This is a genomic window from Paenibacillus sp. PAMC21692 (genome assembly GCF_014303795.1).
Lineage (GTDB): Bacteria > Bacillota > Bacilli > Paenibacillales > Paenibacillaceae > Pristimantibacillus > Pristimantibacillus agaridevorans.
In genome coordinates, this window is the sequence record NZ_CP060293.1 from 2738656 (window position 1) to 2765010 (window position 26355).

25 protein-coding genes are annotated in these 26355 nt (G+C 51.4%); 21 read left to right on the forward strand and 4 right to left on the reverse strand.

Going from position 1 to position 26355, the window contains the following annotated elements:
• Positions 1 to 109 precede the first annotated feature (109 nt).
• The 8 genes from H7F31_RS10790 to H7F31_RS10825 all read left to right on the forward strand — a co-directional run bounded on the left by H7F31_RS10790 (position 110) and on the right by H7F31_RS10825 (position 9965).
• Entirely contained in the window at positions 110 to 2437 is a 2328-nt protein-coding gene (locus tag H7F31_RS10790; RefSeq protein WP_187104165.1) for a helix-turn-helix domain-containing protein, read from the forward strand.
• Between the two features lie 160 nt (positions 2438 to 2597).
• Positions 2598 to 4202 carry an extracellular solute-binding protein gene (locus H7F31_RS10795; RefSeq protein WP_187104166.1) on the forward strand — a complete coding sequence of 535 codons (1605 nt, stop codon included), beginning with the start codon at positions 2598 to 2600 and terminating at the stop codon, positions 4200 to 4202.
• A 24-nt stretch (positions 4203 to 4226) separates the two neighbouring features.
• Complete coding sequence (locus tag H7F31_RS10800) at positions 4227 to 5201, forward strand: ABC transporter permease (RefSeq protein WP_187104167.1); 975 nt, start codon at positions 4227 to 4229, stop codon at positions 5199 to 5201.
• A 13-nt stretch (positions 5202 to 5214) separates the two neighbouring features.
• Complete coding sequence (locus H7F31_RS10805; RefSeq protein ID WP_187104168.1) at positions 5215 to 6096, forward strand: carbohydrate ABC transporter permease; 882 nt, start codon at positions 5215 to 5217, stop codon at positions 6094 to 6096.
• Positions 6097 to 6101: 5 nt separating this feature from the next.
• A complete protein-coding gene (locus H7F31_RS10810) occupies positions 6102 to 6935 on the forward strand; it encodes a sugar phosphate isomerase/epimerase family protein (protein WP_187104169.1) in 834 nt (277 codons plus the stop codon).
• Between the two features lie 40 nt (positions 6936 to 6975).
• On the forward strand, positions 6976 to 7959 hold the full coding sequence (locus H7F31_RS10815; RefSeq protein ID WP_187104170.1) for a Gfo/Idh/MocA family protein: 984 nt from the start codon (positions 6976 to 6978) through the stop codon (positions 7957 to 7959).
• A gap of 35 nt (positions 7960 to 7994) precedes the next feature.
• Positions 7995 to 8858, forward strand: coding sequence for a sugar phosphate isomerase/epimerase family protein (locus H7F31_RS10820; protein ID WP_187104172.1), 864 nt, complete (start codon positions 7995 to 7997; stop codon positions 8856 to 8858).
• A 27-nt stretch (positions 8859 to 8885) separates the two neighbouring features.
• The gene (locus H7F31_RS10825; RefSeq protein ID WP_187104174.1) at positions 8886 to 9965 is read left to right on the forward strand and encodes a Gfo/Idh/MocA family protein; all 1080 of its coding nucleotides are present in this window, start codon (positions 8886 to 8888) and stop codon (positions 9963 to 9965) included.
• Positions 9966 to 10059: 94 nt separating this feature from the next.
• Here H7F31_RS10825 and H7F31_RS10830 read toward each other — a convergent pair whose 3' ends face one another.
• Positions 10060 to 13188 carry an alpha-mannosidase gene (locus H7F31_RS10830; RefSeq protein WP_187104175.1) on the reverse strand — a complete coding sequence of 1043 codons (3129 nt, stop codon included), beginning with the start codon at positions 13186 to 13188 and terminating at the stop codon, positions 10060 to 10062.
• A gap of 205 nt (positions 13189 to 13393) precedes the next feature.
• On the opposite strand from H7F31_RS10830, the gene H7F31_RS10835 reads away from it, so the two are divergent.
• Positions 13394 to 14224, forward strand: coding sequence for an AraC family transcriptional regulator (locus H7F31_RS10835; protein ID WP_187104176.1), 831 nt, complete (start codon positions 13394 to 13396; stop codon positions 14222 to 14224).
• 119 nt (positions 14225 to 14343) lie between these two features.
• On the opposite strand, the gene H7F31_RS10840 is transcribed toward H7F31_RS10835, so the two are convergent.
• Positions 14344 to 15624, reverse strand: a complete 1281-nt coding sequence (locus tag H7F31_RS10840; protein ID WP_187104178.1) for a methyl-accepting chemotaxis protein — start codon at positions 15622 to 15624, stop codon at positions 14344 to 14346.
• Between the two features lie 190 nt (positions 15625 to 15814).
• On the opposite strand from H7F31_RS10840, the gene H7F31_RS10845 reads away from it, so the two are divergent.
• The 9 genes from H7F31_RS10845 (at position 15815) to H7F31_RS10885 (ending at position 21628) form a co-directional block, all read left to right on the forward strand.
• A complete protein-coding gene (locus H7F31_RS10845; protein WP_187104180.1) occupies positions 15815 to 16294 on the forward strand; it encodes a PH domain-containing protein in 480 nt (159 codons plus the stop codon).
• Entirely contained in the window at positions 16287 to 17939 is a 1653-nt protein-coding gene (locus H7F31_RS10850) for a PH domain-containing protein (RefSeq protein ID WP_187104182.1), read from the forward strand. Before H7F31_RS10845 ends, H7F31_RS10850 begins: the two co-directional genes overlap by 8 nt.
• 245 nt (positions 17940 to 18184) lie before the next feature.
• Positions 18185 to 18715 carry an RNA polymerase sigma factor SigY gene (sigY, locus tag H7F31_RS10855; protein WP_187104184.1) on the forward strand — a complete coding sequence of 177 codons (531 nt, stop codon included), beginning with the start codon at positions 18185 to 18187 and terminating at the stop codon, positions 18713 to 18715.
• Positions 18705 to 19049, forward strand: a complete 345-nt coding sequence (locus H7F31_RS10860) for a DUF5345 family protein (RefSeq protein WP_187104185.1) — start codon at positions 18705 to 18707, stop codon at positions 19047 to 19049. The genes sigY and H7F31_RS10860 overlap by 11 nt, the downstream gene beginning before the upstream one ends.
• Positions 19034 to 19276 carry a sigmaY antisigma factor component gene (locus tag H7F31_RS10865; protein WP_187104187.1) on the forward strand — a complete coding sequence of 81 codons (243 nt, stop codon included), beginning with the start codon at positions 19034 to 19036 and terminating at the stop codon, positions 19274 to 19276. The genes H7F31_RS10860 and H7F31_RS10865 overlap by 16 nt, the downstream gene beginning before the upstream one ends.
• Positions 19269 to 19478, forward strand: a complete 210-nt coding sequence (locus H7F31_RS10870) for a PLD nuclease N-terminal domain-containing protein (RefSeq protein ID WP_187104189.1) — start codon at positions 19269 to 19271, stop codon at positions 19476 to 19478. Before H7F31_RS10865 ends, H7F31_RS10870 begins: the two co-directional genes overlap by 8 nt.
• Entirely contained in the window at positions 19475 to 20419 is a 945-nt protein-coding gene (locus H7F31_RS10875; protein ID WP_187104191.1) for an ABC transporter ATP-binding protein, read from the forward strand. Before H7F31_RS10870 ends, H7F31_RS10875 begins: the two co-directional genes overlap by 4 nt.
• Positions 20416 to 21225 (forward strand): ABC transporter permease, encoded by an 810-nt coding sequence (locus H7F31_RS10880; protein WP_187104192.1) that lies wholly within the window; start codon positions 20416 to 20418, stop codon positions 21223 to 21225. The genes H7F31_RS10875 and H7F31_RS10880 overlap by 4 nt, the downstream gene beginning before the upstream one ends.
• Positions 21226 to 21340: 115 nt before the next feature.
• Entirely contained in the window at positions 21341 to 21628 is a 288-nt protein-coding gene (locus H7F31_RS10885; protein ID WP_087566162.1) for a HesB/YadR/YfhF family protein, read from the forward strand.
• 446 nt (positions 21629 to 22074) lie between these two features.
• Here H7F31_RS10885 and H7F31_RS34030 read toward each other — a convergent pair whose 3' ends face one another.
• Positions 22075 to 22200, reverse strand: coding sequence for a DUF6254 family protein (locus tag H7F31_RS34030; RefSeq protein WP_222622747.1), 126 nt, complete (start codon positions 22198 to 22200; stop codon positions 22075 to 22077).
• Between the two features lie 125 nt (positions 22201 to 22325).
• A complete protein-coding gene (locus H7F31_RS10890; RefSeq protein WP_087566163.1) occupies positions 22326 to 23171 on the reverse strand; it encodes an AraC family transcriptional regulator in 846 nt (281 codons plus the stop codon).
• Between the two features lie 161 nt (positions 23172 to 23332).
• Here H7F31_RS10890 and H7F31_RS10895 point away from each other — a divergent pair, with 161 nt between their 5' ends.
• The 3 genes from H7F31_RS10895 (at position 23333) to H7F31_RS10905 (ending at position 26084) form a co-directional block, all read left to right on the forward strand.
• Positions 23333 to 24823 carry a tagaturonate epimerase family protein gene (locus H7F31_RS10895; RefSeq protein WP_187104193.1) on the forward strand — a complete coding sequence of 497 codons (1491 nt, stop codon included), beginning with the start codon at positions 23333 to 23335 and terminating at the stop codon, positions 24821 to 24823.
• A gap of 74 nt (positions 24824 to 24897) precedes the next feature.
• Complete coding sequence (locus H7F31_RS10900; protein ID WP_087566165.1) at positions 24898 to 25362, forward strand: divergent PAP2 family protein; 465 nt, start codon at positions 24898 to 24900, stop codon at positions 25360 to 25362.
• Between the two features lie 245 nt (positions 25363 to 25607).
• On the forward strand, positions 25608 to 26084 hold the full coding sequence (locus H7F31_RS10905) for a glutathione peroxidase (protein WP_187104195.1): 477 nt from the start codon (positions 25608 to 25610) through the stop codon (positions 26082 to 26084).
• Positions 26085 to 26355: the final 271 nt, after the last annotated feature.

Consider the following 26355-nt stretch of genomic DNA (forward strand, 5'->3'; position numbering starts at 1 on the left):
TCATGGTATAATTTGGGAACAACTTAATTTCAGAGTATGCATCTTAATTATTTAACATTCCGGGTGCACGCCCGCAGGAAGTATGATAATGGATGAAGGGGGAGGCCGTATGAGCAGGAAAACAAATTTTTTCTTAACGATGTTTCTGGCATTTCTTCTTATGCTGATGTTTCCGACAGCGCTAACGACCGTGCTGTATCACAACATGAATGCGGTTATTAAGGAAGATGTGCAGAACTCGAGCAATGCGATGCTGAGACAGGTAAGCTTAATGATCGACAGTCGGCTGCTTGAGGTCGAACAACTGGCCGCACAAATCGCATTTCATCCGAAAATCAATCATATGTTTTCGCGCAAGGAAACTCTGGGAGCGCTTTCAATTTATCAATACAAGGAGATTATGGACACGTTGTCCTTTCATTTCGCAACCAATGGATTTATACAGGATCGATATGTATATTTCAACAAACAGGATGCTGTAGTTACGCCGTATGCGAAAAGCGATGCTAGCGACTTTTACAATATCTATTATAAATATGAAGAGTTAAGCGAGAGCGACTGGATGAAGTTTCTAAAAAACAGCAGCGATCAAGCTGGATTTCTGCCTGCCATGAACGTCGCGGGAAAATCGACTGGCGGAAGCGGTCGGTTGATTACCTATCGCCGTTCGATTCCAATCGGCATGCAAGGTCCTTCTGACGGGGCAGTTGTCGTCCTGATCGACACCGAACAAATTCTAAAGATGTTGTCTAATCTGGAAAGCGCGAATAAAGCCAGAATTTTTGTAGCGGACAGGGAAGGGCGTCTGTTGGTCCGCTCCGGCGCAGATGGACAATTAGATGAAGCGGGGCTTGATTTGGATAAGCTTGTTGAAGGAAAGTTCACCGAATATCCCGAGAGTATAGGCGGCGAACGATTGATGGCGACCAAATACGTTTCTGCGGAGACGGGCTGGCAATATATTTCGCTGGTGCCTCATTCCGTCATGATGGCCAAGGTCAATCGAACCGAGATGTGGGCCTTGTCGTTATTGGGCATCTGCATCTTATTTGGCTTGTTGGGCGCTTATCTCTTAGCCAAACGATTATATAGTCCGATCCACAATCTCGTTTCATCGATCCTTAAACGCGATAGCGATGACCGCAATCGGGTAACGGCGGAATTTTCCCTGATCGAAGAAACGTTATCCAAATCATGGAGGTCGGAAGAAGCGCTGAAGGTTGTCGTGGATCAGCAAGTGCCGTTGATCCAATCCAACTTCCTCAACCGATTGATGAATGGCATTGTCGATACCCAGTCCTTGAACGAGGAATCATTGCGCTTTATGGGCTTACGCTTCGATTCGGATTGGTTTGCCGTCGTTATTATTAATGTGGACGACTTCCGACAGATCAAGCTTGATAATGCCGAGCAGCAGTGGGCCATGATTCGATTTGTCATATCCAATATTAGCCAGGAACTATTGGGTCGAAGGGGCGTGGCACATGCCGTGGAGACGGAGCTGAGCAGACTTGTGCTGCTGGTTAATCTGCATGTGGAAGATGAGGAGGAAAGGTCTGTCTATCTGGAGTCCGTTATCGATGAATTGAAGCACGTGATCGAGAACAGGTTCAATATCGTATTAAGTATCGGAGCAAGCACAATTCGGCAACATTATCGGGAGATTGCGGTTTGTCACTCGGAAGCGCTGGAAGCGCTGGAATACCGAATCGTCAAGGGAAAAAGCAGTGTAACCTATTATCGTGAAATCGATCAGGCGCGTGAACGCGCCCGCTACTATTATCCCATGGAACTGGAGATGCAGCTGGCTAATGCGATCAAATCAGGCGACTTCGAACAAGCGGATCAATTGATGAAGCATATTGAACAGATGAATTTCCATTCCAAACAAATTTCCCTGGAGATGGGCAGGCTGCTCTACTTTAATATGATGAGCACCTTGATCAAGATATGGAATGATACTTCCGAGCGCGTGCAGCATCTGCTTGTGGATGACTTCGATCCGCTGCGCAGGCTGTCGAATTGTTCGACGTTAATCGAGATGCAAGAACAGATCCGGGTAATCTATCAAGCGATCTGCGACAGCGTCATTGCGGCGCAGCGCGACCCAGGCGCCATACTGGTTGATCACATCGCATCATACATCGACGAACATTATGCGGATAATTCCCTCAGCCTGAATTCGATTGCGGAACGGTTCGACTTAAGTCCCCAGTACTTGTCCAGTTTCTTCAAGAAACATAAGGGTTATAACTTGGCCGATTACATGACTCGCATTCGAGTGGAGAGAGCGAAGCTCTTGCTGAAGGATTCTTCGCTCAGTCTGAATCGAATCGCCGAATTAGTCGGATATGCCAAAGATGCCGGACTTATTCGCATATTCAAGAAATATGTGGGCGTAACTCCGGGGAAATATCGTGAATATATGAAGGAATAAGCCGAGCCCTTAAATGTAGAACATTCGCAAGTGAAATCTGACCTATTGATCGGAAGGATGGAGCATATCCAACCGGAATGATATAAGGCATGATGTTGTCGAGGGAAGCGCTTGACAACCGGTTCTCTAAAATAAAACGAGAGTTGAAGGAGGACGAAACATGAAAGGGAAGGTCAAACTGATATTCGGACTGCGCGCAGGGGTAGCACTACTTTTAACTGCAGCGCTTGTCGGATGCAGTACAAGCGGGGGGAACTCGCCAACAGCATCGCCTAACGCGAGTGCATCGGTCAAGCCGTCGGAGCCGGCTCAGACCGAGACTCCGGCGGTGGAAAAGCTGGATAAGCTGTCCTACTGGGTCTATCTGAACAGTGGGGCTGCGGCAACAATCAAAAACCTGGGAGAACATGAAGCCTACAAAAAGAAACAGGAGCTGACAGGCGTTAATGTGGAGTTTATCCATCCGCAAAGCGACGAGGCATATAATCTGATGATGGCTTCGAAGGATTTGCCGGATGTGATAGAATCAGGCTGGATTTCGAATCCTGGCGGTCCGGAGAAAGCCATCGCTGACGGCAAAATTATTCGTTTAAACGAATATATCGATGATTACGCGCCGAATCTGTCGAAGCTGTTGGAAGAAAATCCGGAAATGCGCAAAATCATAAGCACGGACGACGGCACGATCTTCGCGTTCCCGTTCTATCGCGGCGACCCCTTCCTGTTGACATTCATGGGTTTCGCGCTTCGTCAGGACTGGCTGAACAACCTGAAACTGGCTATGCCGGAGACGCTGGACGAATGGCATGCCGTATTGACAGCGTTCAAGAACGATGATCCGAACCAAAACGGCAAAGCGGATGAAATCCCTCTTTATTACAAATGGTCCGATCTTGGCTTCCAAACGGCTTACGGGATTACAAACGGATTAATTCAGGAAGATGGAGTCGTGAAGCATAGCTGGTACACGCCGCAATTCAAGGAATATATTACGCTGTTGAACAAATGGTATTCCGAAGGACTCATCGATCAAGATTATTTGACGACAGACGGCAAGCTGCGCGACGCAAAGCTGACAGGTGATCAGCTCGGAGCTCATATCCAATATACAGTCGGCAGATACAATGGGCTCATGGAAGGCAAACATCCAACATTCGAGATGAAAGCAGCTCCATACCCAGTGATAACCAAAGGGACAACGCCTATAATCGGCCATCAGGATCCGTATTATACAGGCAATGGCGCAGCGGTTACAACCTCTGCGGACAATATTCCGGCCATTGTGCAATGGCTTGATTTTAACTACGGTCCGGAAGGCAGCACGCTGTTCAACTTCGGGATTGAGGGTTTGACGTATGACATGGTGAATGGAGAGCCTGTATTCAAGGAAGAGGCATTAGCCGATGGTAACCTGCTAGGCAGAACAACGTTATCAGGCGCATACGGTCCATTCGTCCAAGACAAACGCATTATGGAACAGAAATCGGCATCATACAAAAACGGAGTCCATTCTCTGGAAACCTGGATGAACGCCGAAAATAAAAAACATATTCCGAGACTGACGCTCACTCCGGATGAAGGCAGCGAATACGCATCCATTATGAATGATATCAATACGTTCGTTAAAGAGCAGGTGGATAAATTCGTTATGGGGATCGAACCGATGGATAAATTCGATGCATTCGTTGCTACGATGAAGGATATGGGGATGGAACGCGCGATTGCGATTCAACAAGCAGCGTACGAGCGTTATCTGAAACGTTAAAACAACATTGAATCGGAGATGACTATGCAATTATCTAAACGGAACGATATCGGTACATCCGGGAGGGCGGGCGGCGATGCCGCCCTACCTCCTTACCGGGTCCAGCTGCTGCGCGACTTGCGGCGCAATAAGTATATTTACTTTATGGTGCTGCCAGTCGTTGCTTACTACGTCATATTTCACTATATACCGATTTATGGCATACAAATCGCATTTCGCGACTACAGTCCGAGTACAGGTTTTCTCAATAGCCCGTTTGTAGGGTTTAAACATTTCATAAGTTTCTTTGACAGCTATTACTTCTGGAGATTGATCAAGAACACGTTAATGATCAATCTCTACGAACTGATCTTCGGATTCCCGATGCCGATCATATTCGCTTTGCTTCTGAATGAAATTCGCAGATCCTGGTTCAAGCGGACGGTTCAGACGATATCGTATTTGCCGCACTTTATCTCGGTTGTCATTATTGCCGGCATGATTACCGACTTTGTCGCGCGCGATGGCTTGATCAATCAGTTTATTACAATGCTGGGCGGAGAAGCGATTCCGTTTTTGCAGAAAGCGGAATGGTTCCGGACGATTTATGTCGGCTCGGGCATTTGGCAAGGACTTGGCTGGTCGACGATTATCTATCTGGCGGCGATCTCGAATATCGACCCTACTTTATACGAGGCGTCGACTGTTGACGGCGCGGGCCGTTGGAGGCAAGTGCTTCATATTACGATTCCGGGCATATTGCCAATCTGCATCATTATGTTGATCTTGCAGATCGGTTATATGATGAGCGTCGGACACGAGAAGATTATATTGCTGTACAATCCGCTAACTTATGAAACGGCAGATGTTATCTCTACTTATGTATTCCGCAAGGGGATTCTGGAAGCCAGTTACAGTTTCAGTACAGCTATTTCCTTGTTCAATTCCGTCATCAACTTTGCGCTGTTGATCATCGCGAATAATATCAGCAGGCGAGTATCCGATACGAGCTTGTGGTAAAAAGGAGATTTCAATGAGAAACAAGCGCGGCGTAGGGGAAATATCCTTCGATATATTGAACACGGTGTTAATGCTGGCGCTTATCGCCACCACCTTGTATCCGTTTGTCTATATCTTATTCGCTTCGCTCAGCGACGCGGTAGAACTGATGAAGCATCGCGGAATTATGTGGGCGCCAAAAGGATTTTCGCTTGAAGCTTACAAAACCGTATTTTCGAACGAAAGCATGATTACCGGATATAAAAATACGATATTTTATGTCGTTGTAGGGTCGGTCTTCAACCTGTTGATGACCAGCATGGGAGCCTATGTTTTATCCAGACGCAATGTGCTGCTTAAGAAGCCGATTATGATCATGATCATGATAACGATGTTTTTTGGCGGCGGACTGATTCCATCCTACCTGTTGATTAATGATCTGGGTCTCATGAATACGCGTGCGGCGCTCATCATTCCCGGAGCGATCAGCACATGGAATCTGATCGTTATGAGGACATCTTTTCAAGCCGTGCCGTACAGTCTGGAGGAATCGGCCCGAATCGACGGAGCAAACGACTTTACCATTTTGTTCCGCGTTATCATTCCGCTTTCGCTGCCTGTTTTGGCTGTCATGACGTTATTTTATGCGGTAGGCCATTGGAATTCTTACTTTGGAGCCTTAATCTATTTGACCGATGCAAGCAAGTTCCCGCTGCAGCTTGTGCTGCGCGAAGTGCTGTTGACGAACAATATGGAAGAGATGCTGACCGGCATTTCCTCGGAAGCAAGACATCAAGTTGCGCAAACGATCAAGTATGCAACGATCATGGTGGCGACGGTGCCGATATTGGTCCTGTATCCTTTCCTGCAGAAGTACTTTGTTAAAGGCGTTATGATTGGATCATTGAAGGAGTAGAAATCATGCTGAAATCGATTAATCATTGGACTTTCCCCAAAGACATGCCGATGGAGTCCGTCTTCGAGCATGCCCGTCTTGCCGGCTATGATGCGCTCGAATTGAATTTGGGCCAGGCAGGAGCCATAGGTCCCAATCTTGCTTCGACGACGACCGAGTTGGCTGCAATCAAGCGTATGGCGGAATCAAACGGAATTTTATTACGCAGCCTTTCCTGCGGTCTGATGTGGGACCATTCATTGTCGGCTCCGCAGCCGGAAGTGCGGCGAAGAGGGCAAGAGATCGTCTCGAAGCAACTGGAAGCGGCGCATGAACTCGGAATGGATACCATTCTTACCGTAGCCGGTTATTGTACGGACGATGATACATCGTATGAATTGCTGGAAACGCGCAGCCGCGAGACGCTTGGCAACTTGCTGCCGCATGCGGAGCGTCTCGGCGTAACGATTGCCATAGAGAATGTATGGAGCAAGTTTCTATTGTCCCCGACCGAGATGGCCGGATATGTCGATGGATTCGGTTCGAGTTCGATCGGCGTTTACTTCGATATTGGCAATGTCATGCTTTATGGCCATCCGGAACAATGGATACGGATACTCGGTTCGCGTATACGGAAAATTCACGTCAAGGATTTCCGGAGAGCCGTTGGCAACGGGCAGGGGTTCGTGCCGCTGCTTGCAGGGGACGTGAAGTGGCCGCTTGTTATGAAAGCGCTGCGGGATATCGGGTATACGGACACGATCACCGCCGAGGTTGGCGCTTATTCTTCTTATCCGTTGCAAGCGGTGTATGACACAGCGCGCCATCTGGATGTGCTGATCCATGGCGAGCCGAGATAATCAATGATTGGACATCAGATCCGCTTGGGGGGAAAGTGAAATGGGAGTACGTGTAGCATTCGCGGGAGTTGGCGGAATTGCTCAGACGCATCTGAAGGCGCTGAGCGCCAATAAGCATGCCGAAGTCGTAGCGGCTTGCGATGTCGTGCTGGAACGTGCGGAGGCGGCCGGTCAAACTTATGGGCTGAAGGCATACTACGATGTAGATCTTATGCTGGAGCGGGAGAAGCCGGATGCGCTGTTTATCTGCGTTCCGCCGTTCGCGCATGCCGAGTTGGAAGAGAAAGCCGTCAGCAGAGGGATCCACTTAATGGTGGAGAAGCCGCTCGGGCTTGATATAGATATCATTCGCTCCAAAGCGGCGGCGATTCGTCAAGCCGGCATATTGGCTGCGTCAGGTTATTGTTTGCGTTATCAGGATGTAGCCCGGCAAGCGAGAAGCTATCTTAGCGGCAAAGAAATCGGTATGGTGCGCGCCCATTATTTGTGCGGCTTCGTGGAGACGCCATGGTGGCGCGATATAACGAAGTCGGGCGGCCAATTGGTAGAGCAAGCGACTCACACGGTGGATATGACCCGATATTTGGCCGGCGAAATAAAATCCGTATACGCCCGCATGCGATTCGGATTGCTGGAGCATAAGCCGGGCGCGTCGATTCCATCGGTAGCCACAGTTTGTCTCGACTTCGAATCGGGAGCGGTTGGGCATATCGATACTTCATGCATCCAGTCGGACTGGAGCAGCAGCGTGGAAGTGTTGGGACGGGATTATAAACTAACGTTATCCGGACGCAAGCTGACGATTCTGGAGGGGGAAGAGACGAAAGTTTATGAAAGCGAGTCCGGCAGCGCCTATCAGGCGCAGGACGACGCATTTATCGAGGCGATTCGCACCGGCGATCGCAGCTTGATCCGCTCTACTTATGATGATGCGCTGAGAACCGCCGAGGTGACGTTAGCCGCCAATGAATCGGCGCTTACCGGATTGCCGATTGCCATGCGCGGACATGTATATTCAAGCTGATAGATATATGATTTATTCGGAGAGGAAAAAAAGATATGAAACTGGGAGTGACCTCGTACAGCTTGTCCAGACTATTGCGCGAGAAGAAAATGGACGTATTCGGCGTTATGGATTGGATTGCCGATCAAGGTGGGGCGCATATTGAAATTGCCCCGGGCGATTACATCGATATGGAGACGCCAGAGTTTCCGGAGCGTATTCGCGAACACGCGTCCCGCCGAGGGTTGACGGTTTCCAACTATGCTGTCGGAGGCAATTTCGTAGAGGGCGATAACGATACGCTGGAGCGCGAGATTGAGCAAGCGATCCGCCAGGTGGATATCGCGCATCGGCTGGGCGTGTCGCGCATGCGTCACGACGCTGCCTGGAGAGCGCGGGAGGAGACGACGCCGGCGAAATTCGAAGCGGACATCGAACGGATTGCCGGGGCGTGCAGACGAATCGCCGATTATGCCGCTCCGCTTGGCATCACGACCAGCATAGAGAATCATGGCTTTCATATGCAGTCTAGCGAGCGCGTGCTGCGGCTTATTCATGAGGTGGACCGTCCCAATTTTCGACTGACTATGGATATAGGCAATTTTATGTGCGCGGACGAAAATTCGGTTGCGGCTGTCAAGCGTGCAGTTCCCTATGCCTCGATGATTCATCTGAAAGACTTTTATTTGCGCCCATCCTATCGCGATCCAGGGAAAGGTTGGTTCCAGACTCGGACCGGAGATTACTTGCGAGGCGCGATTCTCGGCAATGGCGATATCGACATGTGGGAAGTGCTGCGATTGATTAAGCAATCGGGTTATGACGGGTTCTTCTCTGTTGAATTTGAAGGGGCCGAGGATTGTTTGAGGGGCACGTCGATTGGGCTGGAAAATGCACGAAACATTTGGAACGCGGTTTAAGCGCGGTTTGGGCAAGGAGGAAGCACAGTGTCAACTAAAAAAGTGAATATAGGTCTTATCGGGGCAGGCAATATTGCCAATGAGCATATTAAAGGTTTTTTGCAATTTCCGGAGCAATGCGAAATTACGGCTATAACGGATACGAAGCTGTCCCTGGCTCGGGAGAGAGCTATTCAGCATGGTATCGGGCAGGTGGCATCGACGGCTGAAGAATTGATTGCCCGCAACGATGTGGACGCAATCGTGATCTGCGTTCCGAATCAATTTCACGCCCCGCTTGCTATTCAAGCTATGGAAGCGGGCAAACATATATTGCTGGAAAAGCCGATGGGCATTAATGGCGATGCGGCGCGTCAAATATTGAAAACCAGTGAAGAGCTGGATCGTATCGTAATGATTGGACATCAGAAGCGGTGGGAGTCCATCCCCATGCAGATCAAGGAACAGATAGATCGCGGCGAACTGGGCCGCATCTATACGGCCAAGACGGGTTTGTTCCGGCGCAAAGGGATTCCGGGCTGGGGAACCTGGTTTACTCGGGGCGAGCTTTCCGGCGGGGGCCCGCTCATCGATATCGGCGTGCATATGCTGGATCTCGCGCTCTATCTGATGGGGAATCCGAAGCCGGTGTCCGTATATGGAGCGACTTATGCCGAATTTGGCCCAAGGCGCAGAGGCATTGGGGATTGGGGACGTCCCGACTGGAATGGGACCTATGATGTGGAGGACCTCGCTACTGCGTTGATCAGAATGGAGGATGGAAGCACATTATCCCTCGAAGTGAGTTGGGCGGTCCATATGGATACCGATAATACGCCATTTATCCATCTGATGGGCACGGAGGGAGGAGCAAGTTATAAGCAGGATCGAGGGAAATTGCTCACGGAGAAATTCGATCAACCGAACGAGCTGTTGCTGAGCGTGCCGGATGGCGATGAAGGCGAACGAGCCAGGTTCTGCCGCCACTTCCTGGCTTGTATCCGGGAAGGCAAGCAGCCGCTTACATCGGCGCGAACCGGCTGGACGAATAATGTCATTATGGATGCGATCTATGCCTCTTCCCGCAGCGGCAACGAAGTGAAGCTGAACTGGGATTTGCAAGGTTAAACAGCCGGATCATGAAGTTAGCCTCGCGCAAAGCATTACAAATCTATTCAAAAAAGTCCTCCTCGGATCTAGCATTGAGGAGGATTTTCTTCGATTATTTCCGCTTAATACGGAAAGTCTTGATTTCGAACGGCGTTAACTCGAAGGGGATCGACGAATCCGCGTGTTCGATCGGGCGCAAGGTATGCTCCAGCATGTCGCATTCCGCTGCGGAATCGATAAGTGTGTTGTTTAGTCGAAGGACATCCCGAATTCTGGCCCCATGGTTCTCGTATACGCGCACAATCAGATCGCCTGATCCGTCATCCGCCGGCTTTGCTGCAGACAGGAAGACGCCGCAGGCGCCTATCGTCAGCCATGATTCCTCAGCATGCGTCCAGGCGGTTGCCGCGACCGGCTGATAAAGAAGCGGCGCATTATATTTCCAACCTTCCTCGTCCACATGGCCGGCTCTCCACTCTCCGTCATGCAGATACAGGGAGTACGAGAAGCTATGATGGCCGATGTCGCATGTCGTATCCGGATATTTTGGCGCTTTAAGCAGTGTAATGCGCATCAATCCGCCTTTTATGTCATAACCGAACTTTCCGTCGTTAAGCAGCGACGCGCCGTAGTTTCGCTCGGACAGATCGACCCAATGATGCGCGCTTACTTCCCATTGCGCACGATCCCAGCTTGTATTGTTGTGAGTGGGGCGTTCGATATGGCCAAAGCTCATATCGTAGGTCGCCCGATCGGCATGAATATCCAGATCGAAGCCGGCCTTGAGCAGTCGACCCGTTTCGTTCCAATCGGCTTCGGTGCGGAAATCGACTTTTCGTTCGTATGCTTTAAGCACGATATCCTGAACAATACAGGAGCGATTGATCGTTTTTTTAACTCGCAGAACGGCGATAGTGGAAGAGGAAGAAACAAGCTCCACGGATTCGGCTTGATCGATTAATTTTCCGCCCGCTGCCAGGGTCTCCTCGTCGATATTCCACGCATCGTAGAAATCGTACAGCTCCTCGAATATTTCCAGCGCATTCCCGGGTTTGCCGGAAGCCTTCAGCACACTTCGCTCGAAACGTTTATCCCACACCTTATCAAGGAAACCGGACTGTTTGCTTACAACGATCCGCAGCTCGCCATTCTCGAGCGTGAAGCTGTCGTCGTCTTCGCGGACGGATACAGCATCCGAAGATGCAGGAGAAGCGGGGGTGCCGGGCAAAACCAGATAACGTTTATAGCCAACCGAAGGAATGCGTTCCGCATACAGGAGCGTCCTGCCGTTCGGCAGACGCGAATAAACGACCTGCTCGGAGCTTGCGGCATCCACGATGATTTCATCAACGCGTACCTGCAGATCGCATTCCACCCATTCCGTCCGTGCAAAAGCCAACGAATTAAACAGAACGAAAGAACGCCCTTTCTCTTGCTCCGCTGCCAGAACCACATCATCTGCATGATCCGCAGCAGGACCCACTAATGCCGACAGCGCCTCGGCTTGCGCCGTTTCGCCAATCTCGAAGATCCGTGCGTATTCCTGCTCTGCCGTCACATACGTATCGGCCTGCGAGGTGCCCGGAAGGATGTCATGGAATTGCTGGAACAGAAGCCGTTCCCAGCCTTCTTTCAGTTGACCGCCAGGGGCGCGTTGCAGCGCCAGCAGCAGCTCGGCGTTCCGGTACAGAAGCTCCGCTTTGCGGTTGTTCCGTTTGGCGGCGGCCTGAGAGGTGTACGTACCCTGATGCCATTCGAAATAAAGTTCGCCTCTCCAGGTTGGAAGCTGCTCGCGGTTCATATTCAGCTTTGCGAAATAGGAGGCCGCCGTGCCCGGCTTTATCTTGGGCATACCTGGAAGCTTGGTAAAACGTCTGGAACGTTCGATCATTTCGGCCGTTACGCCGCCGCCGCCATCGCCATAACCATAGACGGTCATCATATCTTTTGTATGTTTTGTGTTGCGGAAATTTTTGATGCCGGAATCGATAGCCGGAAGTTTCATCTCGGCGGAATAGCTGTTGAACATGTCAAGAATCGCGATCAGCTTACTGCCGTCAGGTGCCTCCCATTGAAACAGATGATGTGGAAATACGTTGACTATATTATTGTTGATTTTGCACGTATAGAAGTAACGGAACCCGCACTTGCTGAGCACTTGCGGCAAATACGCGGGGTAGCCGAACGTATCCGGGAGCCAGCAAATTTCGGTCGTTTGGCCGAATTCCTCTTGATAAAATTTCTGGCCGAATGCCGTCTGCCTAATTAACGATTCGCCGGAAATCAAATTGCAGTCCGGCTCCACGAGCATCCCGCCGATCAGCTCCCAACGCCCTTCGGCCACATAATATTTAATCTTTTCGTATAAGGCCGGATAGTGCTCCTTCGCCCATTGATATTGGGTTGCCTGACTTTGCGAGAAATGGAATTCCGGATAACGGTCCAGCAGCTGCAGCATATTGGAGAACGTCCTTCCGCACTTGCGCACGCTTTCCTTGGCTGGCCACAGGTAGGCCAGATCCAGATGGGAATGGCCCACTGCGGTAATTTCCCTGTTTGCAGCGTTGTTCGTTGCAGCTGGCCACCTTTCTGATAGCCAGGAGCCGAAGCGGCGCGCTCCTTCCTGGAAATAACCGTCTTCATCATCCGGCTTCGTATGCCGTCTGGCCTCGTTCAGCAATTCCAGCGCCCATGCCGATTCGGTTAACAAATAATATTCGTACAGCACTTCAAGGTCGAGCAACAGATGATAGAGCATCTCGTCCAAAGTTACGATTTCGGCTGTACGGAACAGATGGGTGCCATAGTCGAGTCCTCCCTGAACGGCATGAGCGAGATTTTGCCACCGGATGGAAGCCTCGATCGTTAAATCGTAAACTTCGCCGGCTACGCCGGATTCCGATAGGCGGCACAGGGAACGATTGGGATCAAACCCCTGCTGAGGCGCTCCATTTAAGTAAAACAGACATTCTCCTTCATTGTTGAAGCGCAAAAAAACGGGATGGCCGGCATGTTTGGCGTCCAGTGTCACTTGAGTTTGGAAATAAGCGGTGCTCGCATACCAGGCCTGACCTACGTCAATCGTTGACCAATCCGATGTGTACCGGGTTTGTCCGGGTCCTTCGTAGATCGCTTCCCGATAATTCCAGGTAGCGATAGGAGTCGTCGCTTGATATAAACGTTGTTTGATTTTGCCCAAAAATGAATCCAAGGTTCTGCGAAAATGATTGGCTACTGCCATAAACCTCATCCCTTCTATTGCTTGTTCACCCGTATATAACCAACTTATAATAGATGGTGACACGAAAAAATACGTGTTCTGGACAAAATGAGTAAGTTATTCGGACATTAGGGCCCTAGAGCGGAAAGCAGAGGCGAGTCCCATCAGAAAACATATCTACATCGAAGATCATTCCGGTTATATGTTCCGGTTCGGAGATCTGACTGTGAACATACTTAATGTGACTAGGGTGTTTCCCAGCGATGACTGGTATGTCGGGGAGCATTCCCATACCTGCTATGAGCTTCACGTCATCCCGGGCGGCGAAGGTTTCGTCAACATCGAAGGGCATGATCTGCATGTGCGCGGCGGCCAGTTCTATATCACGGCTCCTTATGTGAAACATACGCAACGCGTGCTGCAATCGAACCCGATGGGCGAATATTGTTTGCGTTGGGAGCTGCTTGCCCCAACAGACGACTCCCCGGGAATCCAGGAAGAAAGCGATGAATACCGCATACTGAAAAAATATTTTTCTCGCTGCTACCCGAATACGTTCGAGGACGCCTACCGAATGGACAAAAAATTCGAGCGTATCTTCGCCGAGCTTGACCGGCCGCGTGCAGGTTCGCGGTTGAGAGTGCAAGCTATTTTGATCGACATTATGGTCGATGTATTACAATCCCTACATAGCTATGGCGAGGAGAGCGTCCCCCGCAATCAGAAACAAACCGAGGAGGAGCGGCGTCTCAATCGCATAATGGAATTTATTCAGAAGGAGCATCACCGTCCGATTACCGCCGAAGAGGTATCGCGAATCTTCTTTCTTTGCCCCCGGCAAATCAATCGTTTGCTTCGAAAGAGATGGAACTGTACGTTAGGGGAGTTGGTTACCAGGCATCGTCTGGAGGAAGCAATCAGCCTTCTGCGGCAGTCGGCTATGACGGTGGAGGAAATTGCGCTGCGGTGCGGGTTTACAAGCCGTTATTACATGTACGAGGTGTTTCGCAAGCACGGGTACTCTACGCCCGGGAATATAAGGAGGGCCGGCCTTTAGAAGATGCGCGAACGCCAGCTTTGCAAAGCAAGGCCGCTTCGGAAGCATGAGGCGGGAAAAGAAAAACTCTTTGTCTCCATAGGGACAAAGAGTTTTTTAGGGTTCAGGGAATTATGCGCTCATACACGGAACCGCTCCACCTGGCGCCTGAGATCGGCGGATTGCTCCCGCATCGTCTCGGTGGATGCGGCAATCTCTTGCATGGCGGCAATCTGTTCCTGAGTAGAAGCTGCCGCATCTTGGGCGTTCTGACGGATAAGTTCCGCAATATCGGCGACCTGCCGGGCTTCTTGCAGCGTCGATCGTACGACTTCGCTTTGGTTCGAGACGTAAGAGGCTACATCCTCCACGATCCGGGAGACGGCGCCGGTATCTCCGACGATGGCTTGCAGCGCGGCTGCCGCCTCCTGGCTATTGCCGGCTTCCCGGTCGGCTAACGAAGACTGATCCGCGATAGCCGACGCCGTATGGCGGACTTCCTCCCGCATTTGTCCGATCAGCCTGTTAATGTCATGTACCGCATTCGCGCTATTGGCTGCAAGCTTTTTCACTTCGCCGGCAACGACCGCGAAGCCCTGTCCGTGTTCTCCCGCATGAGCGGCCTCGATGGAAGCGTTAAGCGCCAGCAGATGCGTCTGATCCGCCAGCTCTCCGACGAGACCGGAGATCGTATCGATCTCTTCTGCCCAGCGCTCCAGCTCGCGAACGGAGCGAAGCGAATCCCTGCTGGAAGCGGCAAGCTTGCGCATGCCTTCGACCGATAAACGGATAGACTCGGCGTTGCTGCCGATCGCTATAGCCATCCTCGCCGTTGTTTCAACGGCTTCGTCGGCCTGGCGGCTGATATCGTCCGTCGCTTGTACGACTCGTTCGACGGAGGTGAGCATGGCTTCCGCACCCTGTGCCTGCCGATCGACTCTCTTGGCGATATCGTCCATCGTGCCGGCGATCCGCTCGGCATGCTGCGCGGCTTCGCCCGCGGATGCCCGAAGCTGTTCGGAGTTGGCATCGGCAACTTTTGAGCCGTCGGAAATGCCGCCGATCATGCCCCGCAAGCTGTCGATCATGCGGGAGAAGGACAGTCCGAGCTCCCGCATCTCATCGTCGGAGCGTACATGGTTGATCTGGACATGCAGATCGCCTGCCGCGGCTTCGTTGGCTGCGCGAGTTAACACGATCAGCGGCCGAACAAGCCATCTCGCCGCCAGCCATCCCAGCAAGCCTGTCCAGAATATGCCGAGCGCGAGCGTCAAGCCGACGAAGATCCAGCCGGAGACGTGATCCCGCAACGCGGGCTGAACGACCAGCAGGCAGAATGCGCTGGTTCCGTAAGTGACGATGGATACGGCTACAATACCCATCACCATTTTGGCTACAATTCCGAATTTTTTCCCGGTCATAGAGGTCGTCTCCTTTGGGCAGTTTGTCTGTATTGTATCAGATTGGGAGATGCTGGTGTGTGACGATGATCACTATTGGACCGGAATCGACATATTTCGGCAGATTCCTCAAATTGCTGCACAGGCTGGTTATTGACTCTGCCTTTGAAAATTGATGTAATAGGAGGGAATGAAAGAGAGGAGCAGGTACATGAACAGGGAGCTGAAAAGAAGGCTTCATCGTGATTATTTAAAGGTTTATCGCATTTCGGAGCTTATTTCCAACGGCGTATTCTTAGCCGTTATTTTGACTTACCTCGGGCTGGCGCTTGCGTTCGACTGGACGCTGCTGCCCGTTTGGATCTGTGCGGGACTGCTGATTCTGTCGCTGATCGTATTTACCTGGATCGTGCCCGGGGTGAAGTATAAGCGATTCCGCTACGAGCTTTTCGAGGAGGAGCTGGAGATCGAGTCCGGCATCATTTTCATCAGCAACGTGCTGGTGCCCATGGTTCGCGTCCAGCATGTCGAGCTCGGCAGCGGTCCGCTCATGCGCAAATTCGAGCTGGCCTCGATCTCGGTTGTTACTGCTGCTACGACCCATAAAATCAGCGGATTGAAGCGGGACGACGCGGAGCAATTAAAGAGAAGCATAGGCAGGCTTGCCAAGGTGGATGAAGGCGATGAATGAACGTCGATCTCTTCATCCGTTGTATATTGCGTATGGGTTTCTCAGCGTTATTAAAGGTTTGCTGCCGCTAATTATAATCATGCTGCTTAGAGGCGTGAATTGGGATAAAGTGCTGCAATGGTATTGGATTGCAGGAGCCGCGGGACTGTTTGTGCTGATGCTGGTCTTAAGCTATTTGCAATGGAAGCGGTTCGGCTTTTGGCTGGAGAACGATCGGATCGTGATCCGATCAGGTCTATTGTTTCGCGAAGAGAAGACGATCTACTATTCCCGAATTCATTCCGTCAACGTCGAGCAGCCGCTCATCCAACGATTGCTCCGAACCGCGCAGCTTAAGATAGAGACGCCGGGCGGCGGCCAGAAGTCGGATGGCATCCTGCATGTGCTGTCCGTTGCCGAAGCGAATCGGATCAAGGAGCAGCTTAGGGCGCATGCCGAAGGAACGGCTGCCACGACTGCGACGGCTGCCGCGGCAGCCAGGAGGGAGCTTGCAGAACCGAATGGCGCTGCTGCAGAAATGCGTGATGATGCCCTTTTGCTTGATGATGCCCTTTTGCTTGATGATGCACTCTTGTCCAATGAAGCAGGAGAGAAGACTATTGCGACTAGTGAAGGGCAAGTTCGACAGCTGCAAACTCCTGCTGGAGGCAATGGTACCTTACGCCAAGCGGAAGACTCCGTCAGGCTGGATACGGGACAATTGTTCAAGGCGGCTGCTACGTCGCTGAACTTTGGACTTGCGATCGCGTTTATCGGCGGCTTGTATTCGTTCGCCGACGATTTCCTGGAGCTGTTGCTGCCCGATGGTTTTTTTGAACATCTGATCGAGGATACCCAAAGCTTGATGTCGAGCGTCCTGTTTATTGTTGTTATAGCCGTATTCGTCATCTTGTTTGCGTGGGTGTTGTCCATCGGGTTATTCATTCTGAAGTTTAGCGGCTTTACCATGGGCAGAGCGGGTCAACAGGTGAGCATCTCCTACGGATTGCTGGAGAAGAAGTCGTACGTGTTCGATCCGAAGAACGTGCAGGCCGTCATTATTAACGAAAGTATATTGCGTCAATGGATCGGATTCGCGGAGGTGAGGCTGCAGATCGTCTCGTCCGACAAGCAGGAGCAGCTGATGCTGCATCCATTCGTCGCTTTCCGGGATATCGACTCGCTGCTGGCGCGTTTCGTACCGGGCATGCGCGTATTTGATCCCAAGGAGCTGTCGCCCGCACCTGCCAAGGCGCTGCTTTATTACCTCCGCGTGCCTTATATCATCGCCGTAATGATAAGCGCGGCTTGCATCGGATTCTTCGGCGTGGCCGGAATCTGGTCGGTGATCCTGTTTCCTTTGGTCTACGCTTGGAGGAAAAGCTGTCATCGTGCAGCGGGAGGACTGCTCAAAGAGGGGCAGCTCACGCTGAGACATCGGCTGCTGCACAGAACGACTTATCTCGTGCGCAGACCCCGTATCGTTGCCCTGAAGGCGATAAGTACGGCAGCTCAGCGGCGTAAAGGATTGTCATCGGTAGCTGTCCATGCGCTTGGCAGCGGCACGGCTTTTGGCGTGACGTGTCTGGAACGCAACCAAGTCGAAGAAGTGTGGCAATGGTATAGTCGGCATGCTGCGGCAACACAGGAGAAACGGAATTCTTGATTTTTTTAACATCGGTGTATGGGACACTCCCGTTCGCCGATGTTTTTTGTTACCACAATAGAATTTTTAAGTTTTCGAGAAATCGAAAACCGAATTTCTATTTGGCGATAAAAACTTCATCTAAACGCGGTCGCACATCCTCGAAGGACTGCGATAAAAGTTTTTCTCAACCAATGAACGAAATAGGCACTCTACTCGTCATAGAGTGGAATTGATTATTTGTCGAAGGGAGCAGCGCCAATAACGTGGAAGACGAACCGAAGCTTGTGCAACATGCCATTCGTGGCGATACGGGGGCTCTATCCGAGCTGCTGCGGCGAAATTACGTATTCCTTTATCAATACGCGCTCAAGCTGACAATGGACAGAAACAGAGCGGAAGATATCGTACAAGAGACGGCCCTCAAAGCAATCGAGCATATTACCCTGTTCCAAGGCGGATCGAAGTTCTCTACCTGGCTGATCTCGATCGCCTCCCGGCTTGTCATCGACAAGGCGAGACGAAGCAAGAGAGAGCGCAGATGGCTGACAGAAGAGCGGTACACGAGAGGATTCCGATTCGAAGTCACGAGCAGGCTCGATGAGTGGCCGGATGCCGTCGAGGCGCTTGCGGAGCTGCCGGAGCATCACCGCGTCCCCATTTTGTTGAAGTATTATTACGGCTATTCGCAGGAGGAAATTTCCGAGATGCTTAAGGTGCCGACAGGGACGATCAAATCCAGGCTGCATGCCGGCATCAAGCGTTTAAGAGAGGAGTTGAGAGGACATGAGCAATGAGGATAAACGGAACCAGCAATGGTTCGATGAGCGGATCGGAACCAAGCTGAGACGGTTGGACGAGGCGTTCGAGCCGCAGCCCCCCGAGTTGCAAACGATGGAAGTTTTCGTAGCGGAAGGGAAAAAAGCGCTAAGAGAAAAAATGCTGAGAGATATGCTGATATTTGTATTGCTGGCCGTAATCGTAGTCGCAGTCATGGCTTGGACCATCAACCGCAACTTGGCATTGTTTGTTGCGCTTCAGGCACTCACGGCGTTGTCTGTAGCCGGATGGATGGCGCTCCACCTCCTTCGTCTCGCCTGGAAAGGGAGAACGCAATGGAAGAGAAACTAATGCAATCCGTATGGTTCTGGCTGCTGCTTGCGGCAGTGGTGATTCCCCAGTCGACCTGGTTGTTCGTGGACGCGCGCAAGCGCGATAGCGGCCCCTGGTTCTGGGGGCTATGGGGACTGATTCAATTTCCGCTGCCGCTTGTCGCGTATTGGCTGCTCGTTCGCAGAGGATGGTGGAAGAAAATCAAACATGATTTGCAATCACGAGGGGGGAGACAAGATGAATGACGAGCTGGCAATTTCAAAGCTAATTCCCATAATAGCGCCGTTTCTGGTTATTCAATTGATTTTGATGGTTATTGCAATAACGTTATGCATCAAGGCTGAAGCTACGAGAGGGCCTAAGCCGATGTGGATTCTGATCATTATATTCGTAAACATACTTGGTCCCGTCGCTTTTCTTATCGCAGGAAGGAGGAATGAGCGATGAGCACACTGCTGGAGGTATCCGGACTTTCAAGGAGCTTCGGGTCGGTTCAAGCCGTAAAAGGAATCGAGTTTTCCGTCGGAGAAGGACGCTGCGTCGCGCTTCTGGGACCGAACGGCGCGGGCAAAACCACGACGATTCGCATGCTCGCAGGATTATTGAAGCCGACTAGCGGAGCCATTAAATACGCTGGACAATCCGAGCGCGCAGATGTCAGGGAGGGGATTGGCTATCTGCCGCAGTCTCCGGCATTCTATCCATGGATGACGGGGCAGGAGTTCGCGATTTATGCAGGCAAGTTGTGCGGACTTGGCGGCCGGGAAGCTGGACGGAGCGCTGGCGAATGGCTGGAGCGAGTCGGACTGAAGGATGCGGCCAAACGAAAAATTGGTGGTTATTCCGGGGGAATGAAGCAGCGATTGGGACTCGCCCAAGCCCTTATTCATCGTCCTAAGCTGCTCATCATGGATGAACCCGTATCGGCGCTGGATCCTGTCGGCAGACGAGAGGTGCTGGAGCTGATTCGCGAATTGAAGCGGGAGACGACGGTATTGTTCTCCACTCATGTGCTTCATGATGCGGAAGAGCTGTGCGAGGATATCATCATTATTAACAAAGGCGATATTGCGCTGAATGGATCGCTTGAGGGCATACGCAACTCTTATCGGAAGCCGATCATCGAGCTAACAATGGAACCGGACGAAGGATCGAGCCGATGGGCAAGGGAACTTGTCGCATCCGTTACCGCCGGGCATGGAGGAAACAATCCCCTTTTGGCAGATGCCGTGTTGCAGGGAAACGAGCTGCGTTTCACCGTTCGGGAGATGGAGGAGGCAAGGGCGCATTTGCTGCGATCGATCGTAGACAACGAGGTCAAGCTTATTCGTCTCCAAGCGGGATATTCGACGCTGGAAGATCTTTTTATGAAGGTGGTTAGAATATGAGCAAGGGAGGCAAAAAGGGAGGCGCATCCCGCTACGGAGCGCTGCTGGGCAAGGAGATGCTGGAGCTTGCGAGAAGCATGAAGCTGGTATGGGTACCGCTTGTGTTTGTCGCGTTAGGCATCATGCAGCCCGTCTCCATCTATTACATGCCGCTTATTCTGGAGCACGGAGGCAATCTTCCGGAAGGCACGGTGATCGAAATGCCGATGCCGCTCCCTACCGAAGTAATGTCGGGTACGTTGTCCCAATTCGGAGTGATTGGCATACTTGTTCTAGTGCTGGTCTATATGGGAGTCGTATCGGGCGAGCGCAGCAGCGGCACGGCTTCCCTTATCTTGGTGAAGCCAGTATCAATCTTGGCCTATTTGGGATCCAAGTTGACGGCAATGCTGCTTCTTGCCCTGTTGTCATTGCTGTGCGGATATTTAGCCGCATGGTACTATACGGATCTGTTGATAGGAAAATTTGCTTTTGGGGAGTTTTTGGGCAGCTTTCTCTTATATGGATTGTGGCTTGCCTTCGCCATGGCTGCAACGCTGCTGTTTAGCACGATACTTCGCAGCTCCGCAGGAGCAGCGGCATGCGTGCTTGTACTACTAGCTTTGTTATCCATTGCCGCCAACCTTGCACCCCATTATGCGGGCTGGTTGCCGGGCGCATTAAACAGCTATGCCGCGCAAGCGGCGAATTCGACGATAGAATACACGGACGTATTCGTCTGGGTCATCGTTTGCACCGTGCTGCTGATTGCAGGTGCGTATGCGCTCTCGTGCTCGCTGCTCCGCAATTCGGCGACAATTGACTAAGCTTATCGGACAAGCATTTCCAAATATATGAGGTCAAACGGTTAGGCCAGGGGTTGGAGCGTCGGCGATTGAGAGGTATAATGAAAGTAATTAGAACCTCAAGGAGCTGACAGCGATGAAGTTAGTGGTGGAGCAAGCGGCAGCGCGTTGGTATAAGGAGCAGATGGATTTGTCGAACGGCGATGCGTTAAGAATATTCATCCGGCTGGGAGGCGACGGGAGCGTTCACCCCGGGATGTCCTTGGGCATAACGAAGGATAGTCCGCGAAGCGAAGGGCTTCGGCACGAGATTGAGGGTATTTTGTTCTTTATGGAAGAAGACAATTTGTGGTATCTGGAAGAAAAAGAACTTCGCATTTCATTTGATGACCGATACGAAGAAATTTTGATGAAGGTTGTTTAACTCAATATAGAGCGGGGAGCTGTAACCGAGAAAATCGGGCTACAGGGCGTAGCGGAGTAACTTTGGATGCTGTAGCCCGAGAAAATCGGGTTGCAGGGCGCACCAGAGACTTAAGAGGTATAATCCGCGTATTGCCTGGAATAACGGTGCCTAGTTCCCGCAAGCAAGTGCAACAGAATCGTTACTTTGGCGAAAATGGCGTCGCTCAGTTCCGCGCACACCTGTTTACATTTGACAAGCCGTTGTCCTTACTCGAACTCAAAGAACCGTCAGGGTGTTTTTATCCCTGACGGTTTTTCTTACCAAATAATCGTATAAATTTTCGAGTTTATCAAAAATCATAAATTCTTATTGCCGATAAAACCTGCCTCATGCTTCCAAAGCGGCTTTGCTTTGCAATGGTAGAGGAGCCTCATCATCGAGAGGCCGCGACAGCGGTTTTCTTCTTAACCCTTGTTGTCTTGCGTTCCCTCGCTCAGTTCCTCAAACGACTTCACTTTGCCGTGCGTCGGCTTTTGATTGTGCTTGCGTTGATGCCAGGCGTTCTCCCGGCGGTTCTTGGATGATGACATAAATGAAGCACCTCCTTCCATGTCATTAGAATGGCATTCAGCTTCATTCCTCATGCGTGGCAAAATGGACTAATCTCAGCTGACATGGCCGGGGAATAATCGAGATGCGGCGTCCGAGCGGAGGCTTATTTTCTGGAAGACTGCCGGTATCGCAGAGGGGTGTTATTGGCAATTTGGCGGAAGGCCCTGCCGAATTGCACGAGCGAGCCAAAGCCGACTTGCTCCGCGATCGTAATGACTTTGGCGTTCGTTTCCTGCAGAAGCCGCTGCGCCTCCTGGATACGAACGAGATGAACGTAGGTCACAAGCGGGAAGCCGGTCACTTCCTTGAACATTCGGCTCAGATAGGCCGGACTGATCTCGAATCGTCTTGCCAGCTCCTCGAGCGAGACTTCATCCGCATAATGGGCGTTGATATGACGCACGATAGAGGAGATTTTGCGATGAAGCGGGCTGACATGGTCGGGAACCGTTACGGAATTTGTTTTAATAAAACGTGAAGCGAACAACAGCAACTCGATCAAATAATGACGAATGGCGAAAGTCTGGCCAAGAACCGGCTCCCGGGCCTCGTCCGTCATGGAACCCAGGATACGCTGCACCATTCTGCGGCTTTGTAGATCAAGGCGAAGCACTGGCGAGCCGATTGAAAGCGCATCGAGCAAGTAAGGGGCTTCCTCCAATGCGCTGCCCAGGAAGGAATCGCTAAAGTTGATAACGACGCGGGCATGGCCGAAGTCGCCGGAATCCGATGTCGCATGCAACTCGCGCCGATTGATGAGCACTAAGTCGCCAGGCAAGATTAAGAAGGAGCGATCGCGAATAAAGTACATCCGCTCCCCTTCGTACAAGTAATAAAGCTCGTACATGTCATGCATATGCTGCGTACGTTCGAATGGCCCGGAGCGGCGGATATATTGAAGGTAGATCGGACCCTTCTCTTCATTGCCGTAGGTGACTGTATCGGACATGCTGGTCAGGTCTCCTTGTTTGACTCCATTAAGATAACAATCCTATTAATCGTATCACGAGGCGCAAAATATGAACAGTTTTAATCAGAAATAAGAATAAATGATAAGAAAATTTTCTATAATTGCGATACGATGGAGAAAAGCTAAAGGAGGCAATTCCCATGAAACAATTGGCTGAAGTATTGCAATCGGGCAATATATCCGAGTTCGTATCTTCCGAATATACTGTATATCCAAAATCGATTGCCAAAGCAGGCGGCACAACGGTCGCGATCGTCAAGACGGCTGAGGGCAAAAAGTTGTTCGCTGTTGGCGACGATGATCTGTACGATGCTTTGGTTGGCGAACCTGCTCAAGGCGGAGAAGGCAAGTTATGTGCGCTGTCGCATGCCAATCGTCTGACCATCAACAACTTCTTCCCTTATACAGCTCCTCGCGCATTCGGCACGAAGGTGGCAACGATGGGGCTCGGCGACCGGCTTGGTATTGCCAGTCCTGGTCATATTGAGACGATTCGAGGCAAGGACATTCGTCCGGTGCTGGCGCAGCAAAGCATTCGCGAGCTTGCGTTGACGGGCCGCACTTACGAAGACGTGCTCGACGCAGCCGCCTACGCCGTACTTCAGGAAGGTTATACAGACGGTTATGGTGCGGACGGTGACCATCTCAAGAAAATCGAAGACATCGAATATGCGTTGCGTCTGGGCTTTACGATGCTGACGCTGGACTGCTCGGAGAAGATAGACAACAGTATCGCCGGCGCCTCCGATGAGGAGCTCGCGGCGAAATACGAGGCTCTTCCTGCAAGCCTGCGCGAACAATACGAATCCCGTTACTTGGGCGAGGCTGCAGCCGTTCCGGATGCAACGCTTGCTTTTACAAAGGAATTGCTTGTAAAGGATGTTCTTATTTACCATGAGGCGATTAACTTCATGGAAGAAATTTACAATCGCTACATTGCAACGCTGGATCGCGAGGTCGACTTCGAAATTTCGATCGACGAGACGGAGACGCCAACATCGCCAGAGGCTCATTTCCTGGTAGCGAACGAGCTGCGTCATCGCGGCGTTTCCATTTTCAGCATGGCTCCGCGGTTCTGCGGAGAATTCCAGAAGGGCATCGACTATATCGGAGACATTGCGCAATTCGAGCGCGAGTTGGCCAGCCATGCGGCAATCGCTGTACACTTTGGCTACAAACTGAGCATTCACTCCGGCAGCGATAAGTTCAGTGTATTCCCGCTCATCGGCCAATATACGAAGGGGCTGTTCCACCTAAAGACGGCTGGCACGAACTGGCTGGAAGCCGTACGCGTAGTCGCTAGCGAGAATCCTTCCCTCTACCGTCGCATGCATCAATATGCGCTGGATCACTTCGAGGAGGCTACCGCTTATTACCATGTAACGACGGATTTGTCGGCGATAGCTCCGCTGGAAAGCGTGACGGACGAGCAGTTGCCGGACTACATGAATGAAAACAACGCTCGCCAGTTGCTGCATATTACGTATGGTTTGTTGCTGCAAGCGAAGAACGAGGATGGCAGCCTGACGTTTGCGGACGAGTTTTTCCAGACACTCTACGATCGTGAGGACGTATTTGTCGAAGGCTTGAAACGCCACATCGGAAAACATTTGGAGCTGCTGGGCAAATAAGTTAACAATATTTTGGCATGCTGGGAGGAACCTGCGGGAACACTGACGAGGATAGAAGTCAGGAGGGGATCCGTATGGCCAACCGAGGATTGGGAACGGCGCTTGCCGCAGTGGGGGCCGCGCAGCTGCTGAAGATTCCGATGCACGCGTGGCGGACAGGGGAGTGGAGATTGGGCAAAGTCGTCGGCTCGGGCGGCATGCCCAGCTCTCACTCCAGCGGCGTAACGGCGCTTGCCGCCTACACGGCGGTCAAATACGGCGTGAAAACGCCGGAATTCGCAATCGCGGGCATGCTTGGCATCATCGTCATGTATGATGCGATGAACATTCGCAGGCATGCCGGAGAGATCGCGATCCAGGTAAACGATCTGGATGCGGACGTCGAGCGTCTGGCCGGCCATCATCCAGGCATCTACCACAAGCGGCGCGAGGAGAAGCTGAAGGAGTCGCTGGGCCATCAGCCGGGCGAGGTTTTAGCTGGTGCAATTCTTGGCGCAGCGGTAGGTGTATTGGGCGCTATGACGGTTCGAGCTCGATAGTAACTTTGCGACGGCGGAGTGCTGCTGTCACAGTTCGAATTTAAAGTAACAATGTATAAGACGTCTCGCGGATATCGATGCCGCGGGACGTCTTTTAGTGTTTATGTGTAGATGGGGACAGCCTGTGTACCCTCCGTACCTCCGCCAGCGTCACATTGTATTCGGTTTTTCATAACCACTTGACTTCCCAATATAAATTGTATAAAATTTAATTAATTAAAATATAAATAAAGGGCGTGGATGATATGTCCATTTACAATATTCCGGTAAAGAACATTAAAGGAGATCAAGGAACCCTTGCACCATATCAGGGCGACGTTATGCTTATCGTCAATACAGCAACTGGCTGCGGTTTCGCGCCTCAGTTCAAGGGGCTGCAGAAGCTGCATGACGATTATTCGGACCAGGGCTTTGCCGTGTTGGGCTTTCCGTGCGCGCAATTCGCGAATCAAGAAAAGGGCGATGATAAAGAGATCGAGCAAGCCTGCGAATTGAACTTCGGCGTAAATTTCCCCTTGTATTCCCGAATAGACGTAAAGGGGAAGGACGCACATCCGCTGTTCCGGCATCTGACGGACGAAGCAAGAGGCGTGCTTGGCACCAGGTCGATCAAGTGGAACTTCACGAAGTTTCTCATCGACCGTCAAGGCCGCGTTGTCAAGCGGTTTGCTCCGACAGATGAGCCGGCCAAGATCGAGTCTCATATCCGCGAGCTGCTGTAAAACGACCAAGATAGTCTGGATGATACTCGCAATAAGCTATAATACATCGCTGGTATGACCATCAAGTAACGCTGCGAACATCGCATTCAAGCAACGCGGCGAACAACGCATCAAGCAAAGCGACGAACAATGCAAAACCTCCGAGGGAGCTACATTTCTCGGAGGTTTTTAATATTAGCGCATACCGAGCGCATACCGACCAGGGACGGGGGTGCCTGGCAAGGCAGGTGTGATATACTGGCTCAATAAGCCTATTCATTCTACATAAGCT

What these genes read in the sequence shown, in the direction of transcription:
- H7F31_RS10790 (WP_187104165.1), top strand. Translation starts at nt 110, where the DNA reads ATGAGCAGGAAAACAAATTTTTTCTTAACGATGTTTCTGGCATTTCTT.
- H7F31_RS10795 (WP_187104166.1), top strand. Translation starts at nt 2,598, where the DNA reads ATGAAAGGGAAGGTCAAACTGATATTCGGACTGCGCGCAGGGGTAGCA.
- H7F31_RS10800 (WP_187104167.1), top strand. Translation starts at nt 4,227, where the DNA reads ATGCAATTATCTAAACGGAACGATATCGGTACATCCGGGAGGGCGGGC.
- H7F31_RS10805 (WP_187104168.1), top strand. Translation starts at nt 5,215, where the DNA reads ATGAGAAACAAGCGCGGCGTAGGGGAAATATCCTTCGATATATTGAAC.
- H7F31_RS10810 (WP_187104169.1), top strand. Translation starts at nt 6,102, where the DNA reads ATGCTGAAATCGATTAATCATTGGACTTTCCCCAAAGACATGCCGATG.
- H7F31_RS10815 (WP_187104170.1), top strand. Translation starts at nt 6,976, where the DNA reads ATGGGAGTACGTGTAGCATTCGCGGGAGTTGGCGGAATTGCTCAGACG.
- H7F31_RS10820 (WP_187104172.1), top strand. Translation starts at nt 7,995, where the DNA reads ATGAAACTGGGAGTGACCTCGTACAGCTTGTCCAGACTATTGCGCGAG.
- H7F31_RS10830 (WP_187104175.1), bottom strand. Translation starts at nt 13,188, where the DNA reads ATGGCAGTAGCCAATCATTTTCGCAGAACCTTGGATTCATTTTTGGGC.
- H7F31_RS10840 (WP_187104178.1), bottom strand. Translation starts at nt 15,624, where the DNA reads ATGACCGGGAAAAAATTCGGAATTGTAGCCAAAATGGTGATGGGTATT.
- H7F31_RS10845 (WP_187104180.1), top strand. Translation starts at nt 15,815, where the DNA reads ATGAACAGGGAGCTGAAAAGAAGGCTTCATCGTGATTATTTAAAGGTT.
- H7F31_RS10850 (WP_187104182.1), top strand. Translation starts at nt 16,287, where the DNA reads ATGAATGAACGTCGATCTCTTCATCCGTTGTATATTGCGTATGGGTTT.
- H7F31_RS10860 (WP_187104185.1), top strand. Translation starts at nt 18,705, where the DNA reads ATGAGCAATGAGGATAAACGGAACCAGCAATGGTTCGATGAGCGGATC.
- H7F31_RS10865 (WP_187104187.1), top strand. Translation starts at nt 19,034, where the DNA reads ATGGAAGAGAAACTAATGCAATCCGTATGGTTCTGGCTGCTGCTTGCG.
- H7F31_RS10870 (WP_187104189.1), top strand. Translation starts at nt 19,269, where the DNA reads ATGAATGACGAGCTGGCAATTTCAAAGCTAATTCCCATAATAGCGCCG.
- H7F31_RS10875 (WP_187104191.1), top strand. Translation starts at nt 19,475, where the DNA reads ATGAGCACACTGCTGGAGGTATCCGGACTTTCAAGGAGCTTCGGGTCG.
- H7F31_RS10880 (WP_187104192.1), top strand. Translation starts at nt 20,416, where the DNA reads ATGAGCAAGGGAGGCAAAAAGGGAGGCGCATCCCGCTACGGAGCGCTG.
- H7F31_RS10885 (WP_087566162.1), top strand. Translation starts at nt 21,341, where the DNA reads ATGAAGTTAGTGGTGGAGCAAGCGGCAGCGCGTTGGTATAAGGAGCAG.
- H7F31_RS34030 (WP_222622747.1), bottom strand. Translation starts at nt 22,200, where the DNA reads ATGTCATCATCCAAGAACCGCCGGGAGAACGCCTGGCATCAACGCAAG.
- H7F31_RS10890 (WP_087566163.1), bottom strand. Translation starts at nt 23,171, where the DNA reads ATGTCCGATACAGTCACCTACGGCAATGAAGAGAAGGGTCCGATCTAC.
- H7F31_RS10895 (WP_187104193.1), top strand. Translation starts at nt 23,333, where the DNA reads ATGAAACAATTGGCTGAAGTATTGCAATCGGGCAATATATCCGAGTTC.
- H7F31_RS10900 (WP_087566165.1), top strand. Translation starts at nt 24,898, where the DNA reads ATGGCCAACCGAGGATTGGGAACGGCGCTTGCCGCAGTGGGGGCCGCG.
- H7F31_RS10905 (WP_187104195.1), top strand. Translation starts at nt 25,608, where the DNA reads ATGTCCATTTACAATATTCCGGTAAAGAACATTAAAGGAGATCAAGGA.